This window comes from Acidovorax sp. GW835-FHT14B10, assembly GCF_058793725.1.
Genome location: NZ_JBXAGC010000032.1, coordinates 41,729 through 47,871, shown reverse-complemented (window position 1 = coordinate 47,871; position 6,143 = coordinate 41,729). Strand labels below are relative to the sequence as shown.

General features: G+C 57.1%; 5 protein-coding genes and 1 pseudogene. All 6 read right to left on the bottom strand.

What is annotated here, in order from left to right; all coding sequences use genetic code 11:
- Positions 1-95 (bottom strand): annotated as a pseudogene (locus AC1Q5S_RS19250) (electron transfer flavoprotein subunit beta/FixA family protein); the annotation flags it as partial.
- A gap of 122 nt (positions 96-217) precedes the next feature.
- Positions 218-1,240, bottom strand: a complete 1,023-nt coding sequence (locus tag AC1Q5S_RS19245) for a TRAP transporter substrate-binding protein (protein WP_492239245.1) — start codon at positions 1,238-1,240, stop codon at positions 218-220.
- A gap of 34 nt (positions 1,241-1,274) precedes the next feature.
- Positions 1,275-2,555: a TRAP transporter large permease gene (locus AC1Q5S_RS19240; protein ID WP_492239244.1), complete on the bottom strand. Its 1,281-nt coding sequence runs from the start codon at positions 2,553-2,555 to the stop codon at positions 1,275-1,277.
- A complete protein-coding gene (locus tag AC1Q5S_RS19235) occupies positions 2,552-3,115 on the bottom strand; it encodes a TRAP transporter small permease (protein WP_492239243.1) in 564 nt (187 codons plus the stop codon). The genes AC1Q5S_RS19240 and AC1Q5S_RS19235 overlap by 4 nt, the downstream gene beginning before the upstream one ends.
- A gap of 247 nt (positions 3,116-3,362) precedes the next feature.
- On the bottom strand, positions 3,363-4,778 hold the full coding sequence (locus tag AC1Q5S_RS19230; protein ID WP_422204695.1) for an FAD-binding oxidoreductase: 1,416 nt from the start codon (positions 4,776-4,778) through the stop codon (positions 3,363-3,365).
- Between the two features lie 194 nt (positions 4,779-4,972).
- Positions 4,973-6,130, bottom strand: a complete 1,158-nt coding sequence (locus tag AC1Q5S_RS19225) for an MFS transporter (RefSeq protein ID WP_422204697.1) — start codon at positions 6,128-6,130, stop codon at positions 4,973-4,975.
- Between the last annotated feature and the right edge of the window lie 13 nt (positions 6,131-6,143).

The following is a 6,143-nucleotide window of genomic DNA, read 5'->3' as shown; positions in this document are numbered from 1 at the left end:
TTCACGTTGGCAATGTCTACGCCCGTGCCGTCCGATTTGACGCGGACTTTCACGTTGTAGTCCACCACGCGTTTGACGGGGACCAGGATTTTCATGGGGGCTCAGAGAAGGAAGCAATCGGCGTAAGCGAGCCAGCTCCCGGTTAAAGAATGCGGAGGCAAGTGAGAAAAGGGCCGACAGCCAACGCAACCGCAAGCCCAAATCTCACCAAATGCGCTTATTTGGTCGAGGCAGCGGCCTTCTCGGCTTCGGCGTAGGCGCGCTTGACGAAGTCCTCGCCCACGGACTTGGCGTGCGATGCCGCGCCCTGCTTCATAAGGTCGCGCATCTTGGCTGCTTCTGCAGCCGGGAACTCGTCCACGGTCACGCCGGATTTGCGGATTTCTTCAATGAAGTACTTGTCCGTCTCGCGGGCCACCTTGCGTTGGTAGTCGCGTGCTTCTGCGAAGGTCTCCGACAGAATCTTGCGGTCGCCTTCGGGCAGCGAATCCCAGCTCTTCTTGCTGCCGACCATGACCATCGCGCTGTAGATATGACGGGTCAGAGACAAGTACTTCTGCACTTCGCCGAACTTGCCGGTGTAGACGCTTGACAGAGGGTTGTCCTGGCCATCGACCGTGCGCGTCTCCAGAGCGGTGTACAGCTGCGTGTACGACATCGGAACAGGGTTGGTCTGCAGCGACTTGAACATGTCGATGTAGATCGGTGCCTGAATGACTCGAACCTTGAGACCCTCGAAGTCCGAGGCCTTCAGGATACGACGCTTGCTGTTGGTGAACTGGCGGAAGCCATTCTCCATGAAACCCAGGCCAATGATGTTGCGCTCCTTGAGCTTCTCGAGGAGTTCGTTGCCGATAGGGCCGTCCAGCACCTTATCTGCCACTTGAGGCGTGGGCAGCAGGCCCGGGAAGTCCAGAACCTGCATTTCGCGGACGACAGACGCCAGCGGAGGGGCTGTGAAAAGGCAAAAGTCTTGCGAGCCGCTTTGCATGGCACCAAGCTGCTGCACTTCGCTGCCCAGCTGACCGGAGCTGTAGATGCGTAGCTTGATACGACCATTGGTACGGGAGGCCACGAGGTCGGCCCACTTCGCCAGGCCCTTGCCGTGCGGTGATTCGTCGGTGTTCCAGTAACCGACCTTCAGTTCGCGTGTGGAGGCAGTTTGGGCTTGCGCCAAACCACCTGTTGACATTGCCACCAGCCCTGCGCCCATCAAACCCAGAAATTGAGAACGTTTCATGTTTATCTCCTATAAATTTGCTAACGCTCGTGGGTTAGAGGAACCACTGCAGCGGGACCAACACGAGCTTGGGGAAGAACACCAGCAGCAGCGCAACACCGACTTCCGCAATGAGGAAGGGGAGCACAGACTTGGACACGGTGTCGAAAGAGAGCTTGCCGACGCCACTAACGACGTTAAGTACGGTACCCACAGGCCAGGTAATCATTCCTATGGCGTTGCACATTATGAAAACGACGCCGAAATACACAGGATCGATGCCCGCTTGCTTGATCAGCGGGAGCAGCACCGGAATCAGGATGAGAATCATCGGCGTGAAGTCGAGCGCCATGCCAACGATGACCAGCAGCACCACGATGACCAGCATCAGTTCGGTAGGACTGTCCATGAAGGGCGCCAGCATGCCGGCCAGCTGACCTGGGAGGTCTGCCGTGGTAATCATCCAAGAGGAGATGAAGGCAGCAGCCACGACGAACATCACGACGCCGGTGGTCTTGGCCGAGTTGACGAAGGAACGATAGATGGCAGCCCAGGTCAGTTCGCGGTAGACGATGCAGCCAGCAAACAGCGCATAGGCCACTGCGACCACAGCCGACTCGGTCGGGGTGAAGATGCCGAACTTCATGCCGCCAACGATGATGGCGGGCAGCAGCAGTGCCCCGATGCCGCTCTTGAGGCTACGAAGAACTTCTGAGAGCGGCTGCTTGGGCATCAGGCTGACGCTCTCCTTGCGGCTGACCCACCACCAGGTACCGACCAGGGCGACGCCCATCATCAGACCGGGAACGATGCCGGCCAGGAACAGCTTCGTGATGGAGATACCACCGATGGCACCAATCATCACCAGCCCCATAGAGGGAGGCAGCATCGGGGCGATGATGCCGCTCGAGGCAATCAGGCCAGCTGCGCGCTCGGGGTTGTAGCCGACCTTGCGCATCATGGGCAGCAAGATGGCGGCCAGAGCCGCGGTGTCGGCGATAGCCGAACCGGAAAGCGCGCCCAACAGGATGGCCGCGATGATAGTGACGTAGCCTAGACCGCCTCGCACATGACCGACGATAGTCGAGGCCATGTAAACGATTCGGCGCGACAAGCCGCCTGCATTCATCAGTTCGCCAGCAAGCATGAAGAACGGGATGGCAAGGAAAATGAAGTTATCCAAGCCGTTAATCATGTTGCCCGAAATCAGGTCAACATCCAGACCTCCGCCACCGAACACCATTAGCGCAACGCCGCAGATGATGAGGGAGAAGGCGATGGGCATGCCAAGGCTCATGGCCCCGAGCAGTGAGAAGAGAAAAACACCGACGGTCATACTCGAGCTCCCAGTTTCATTTCGGATTTCTCCGCTTCTTCGGCAATGCGACTCACATCATCGAGGCCTTCTTGTTCTTGAACCATGACCAGGTCATCCTCTGCCATACGGCCGCGCATCAGGCGAATCAAGTTCGCGAACAGGAAACCACCACAACCCAGGCTGCCAAAGACGCCGGCTGCATACATCCATGAGAGCGGATACTCAACCGCGCCCATAGCCATGATTTGCTGGTTTTGAACCATCTGGTTCCAGCACCCCACGAGCAGCATCCCCACCATCACCAGCATGAGCACGTGACTAATCAATGCGAACACCACCTTCCCTTTTCGCGGCAGAATTTTCACGATCGCATCCATACCCAAATGGGTTTTCTCCTTCACTCCGATAACTGCGGCGATGAAAACCATCCAGATGAAAAGAAATCGAGAGACGTCCTCAGAAGAGGCGATTCCCGAGTTGAATCCGTAACGTAGTACCACATTGGAAAGTACCAATACGACCATTACGGCGAGCATCAGCGCAATGAGCGCCTCGAAGCCTTTTAAACACTTGTTCATTTGTCTTCCTTTGTTTTAGGTATTGATGAATCGTAGAAACTTCTTTTACTCCAATACTCTTGAGACGTAGAGAAAAGGAAATTGGCATGAAACCACTCACCATCCAAATGATCTGCACTTTTGATAGGTGCAAATCTACACACTGTCGATGTTCCTGAGCTGCCCGAAAAATGCTGAGCTGAAACTCATCACCAACGAATTACTTTCTATCTATCCACCGAAATGCATGGGGGGGGGGGGGGGGCTATTAATGGGTTGGGATAACTTTGTTTGGGTTGAATGAGTCTCCTGCTAACGTTTCCCTAATACGACGCATCATTGCCATCTCGAGAGGCGCCTTTTGTTCAATCAACGCGGCAATCTTGGATTGACCGATTCCATGCTCGGCGCTGATACTTCCGCCGAAGTCATGCACGCTCGCATACACGATTTCCTCGAACTTCTTGCGCAGGTTCAAGAACGCTTGCATGTCCTCACCCTGGGGCTGAAGCAGGTTGAAGTGGATGTTCCCGTCACCGACGTGACCGAAGGCATTGATGTCAACGGAGGGATAAAAAGCCGCGAGTTTTTCCGAAGTCGCGCGGATGAATTCCGGCACCACGGACACAGCAACAGACACATCCGTGTAAACCACCGCGCCGTTGCGAATCTGCGCTTCGGAAACGCACTCACGTAGCTCCCAGAACTTGTTGCGTTGCTCGACGCTCGAAGCAATGGCTGCATCAACGATGACTTCACTTTCCAATGCGGCCTCGAGCATGTTTTGTACGAGGTCGTTAAGCAGACTGCCTTGCCCGGCATCGAACTCAGCCAGGACGAACCAATCGGTATCGGCGTTCAGCGGGCCGACAGTGCCAAGCACGTGATCGTTGGCCAGCTTGAAGAAGCGGCGAGGAATGAGCTCGAAGGCGCTTACGGCTTCGCCGGCATGTTGGCGAGCGATGCTCAGCAGCTTTACCGATGACGGGAGATCGGCCAAAGCGATAAGTGCAGTCACGGTGGTCTTGGGAGCTGGGTAGAGCTTGAGCACGGCGGCCGTGATGACTCCCAACGTGCCTTCGGCGCCGATAAAGAGCTGACGCAGATCGTAGCCGGTGTTGTCTTTACGGAGCTTGCGAAGACCGTTCCAGATGGTGCCGTCGGCGAGCACAACCTCCAGGCCCAGGGCCAGGTCACGCGCGTTGCCATAACGCAGGGTATTGATACCACCAGCGTTGGTGGACATGACGCCGCCAATTTGACAGGAGCCCTCTGCGCCAAAGCTCAGTGGAAACAGCCTGTCAACTTCGGATACCGCGGCACGAACAGTTGCCAGGACACAGCCGGCCTCGACCGTTGCGGTGTAGTTTTCAGCGTCAATCTCGCGAATACGGTTCAGACGACTCAGACTCAGGATGACCTGCTGCCCACTGGCGTCAGGAATGGCGCCGCCCGCGACGCCGGTGTTGCCACCTTGGGGGACCACGGCGACGTTTCGCTCATGGCACCACTTCACGATGGCCGAAACCTCTTCTACGTTGCGAGGCCGCATGACAGCTGCAGCGCTTCCGGCATGCACCTTCCATGCGTCGGCGTTGGCCGCATCGAGCACGTCCTGGTCTGTGCTGCAAATCAAAGGGCCGAACGCCTCCAGCAACTGCTCGGATAGGTTGTTTGTGTTCACTATTTGTCCTACTTACAGTGTCTCCGTTGGCATCTGTTAAAGCAGATTGCATGCCAACGTCAGATTTCCATTTACCTGTTTGATATCAATGACTTATAAATTGACGCCGGAAGCTCTCGGCAAGAAAAGTTGCCGAAAGTCAACCTCCAGCTTTTACATGCGAGCAAACCCTTACAGGGTTATCCTTAGTGCACTCAAGTTGGAACGCGAGCATTGCTATGCCGCAGGGAGTTGAGCGCCCAAACGCCAAATACAGGGCCCGGAACCAGCAGCCAGACGGCCATATCACCCCAACTCAAAAGCGCGGTTTGCAGCAGCAAGATGCTGATGACCGTCAACAGAAAGCCGAGACAGTTCTGAGCAGTCAAAGCTGTGCCGACCAAGCGTGCAGGTACGTGGGATGCAGTCAGGGCTGAAAACTGCGGCGAGTCCGAGACGACAAACACCCCCCACAGTGCAAGCACGGTGAGCTTTGCCATGAGCAGTGGTGCCGGTATGAACGGGTATACCGTGCACATAAAGCCAGACATGACCAGCGAAATGCGGGCAACCGCTCCGCTGCCAATTCGCCTGCTCACCATGCCGCCAACCACACAGCCCACGCTTCCGACAGCGATGACCAGGGCGCTTACCGCAGCGACTTGCGTTGCGGTCTCGGTAGGAGGCAGCACACCACGGACGAGAAGCGGCACAACAGCCCAGAAGGCGTAGAGCTCCCACATGTGCCCGAGATAGCCCGCGCAGGCGGCTCGATACCCGCGGGTTCCGACGAGCTCGCGCAAGTCGGCGACGAAACTTCTTTTCTTGCTGGAACCCGTGTCAGGTCGTGCTTGGTCACCAGCCAAGCCGACAACAAGGACAGCGCCCACGATTGCCAGCACAGTGGCTCCCCAAACAATCCACTGCCATGGCCACGAAGCTCCAACCATGCGAAGGATTTGGGGCATTGCGGTGCCAAGGGTGAGCATCCCCACTAACCAGCCGAGTGCCCAGCCCGCGCTGGCACCACTCCGCTGGACAATCATCTTCATGCCCATCGGGTAGATGCCTGCGAGAGTGACACCAACGGCGAATCGGCAAGCCCAGGCGAATGCAAACGACGGTTCAGCGAGGAGCCAGACGCAGTTCAGCACCGCGCCAATAGCGCAGCTAGTGGCAAACAGTCGCTCCGGCGCAAACTTGTCAGCCCAACCCAGCAGCGTGAAAAGAAGCGTGCCGAGGATGAAGCCCAACTGGGTGGCTGACAGAAGCCAGCCAAACCCGCTGGGCGCCAAGCCAAGCCATTGCGCTATCCCGTCGGCCGCACCGCTGGGGCTGAACCACAGCGATGTGCCGAGCCACTGGGACAGCACGATGACCGGGACT

Bases quoted from the DNA above. Each gene is read 5' to 3' on its own strand.
- AC1Q5S_RS19235 (WP_492239243.1), bottom strand. From the start codon at position 3,115: ATGAACAAGTGTTTAAAAGGCTTCGAGGCGCTCATTGCGCTGATGCTC.
- AC1Q5S_RS19240 (WP_492239244.1), bottom strand. From the start codon at position 2,555: ATGACCGTCGGTGTTTTTCTCTTCTCACTGCTCGGGGCCATGAGCCTT.
- AC1Q5S_RS19245 (WP_492239245.1), bottom strand. From the start codon at position 1,240: ATGAAACGTTCTCAATTTCTGGGTTTGATGGGCGCAGGGCTGGTGGCA.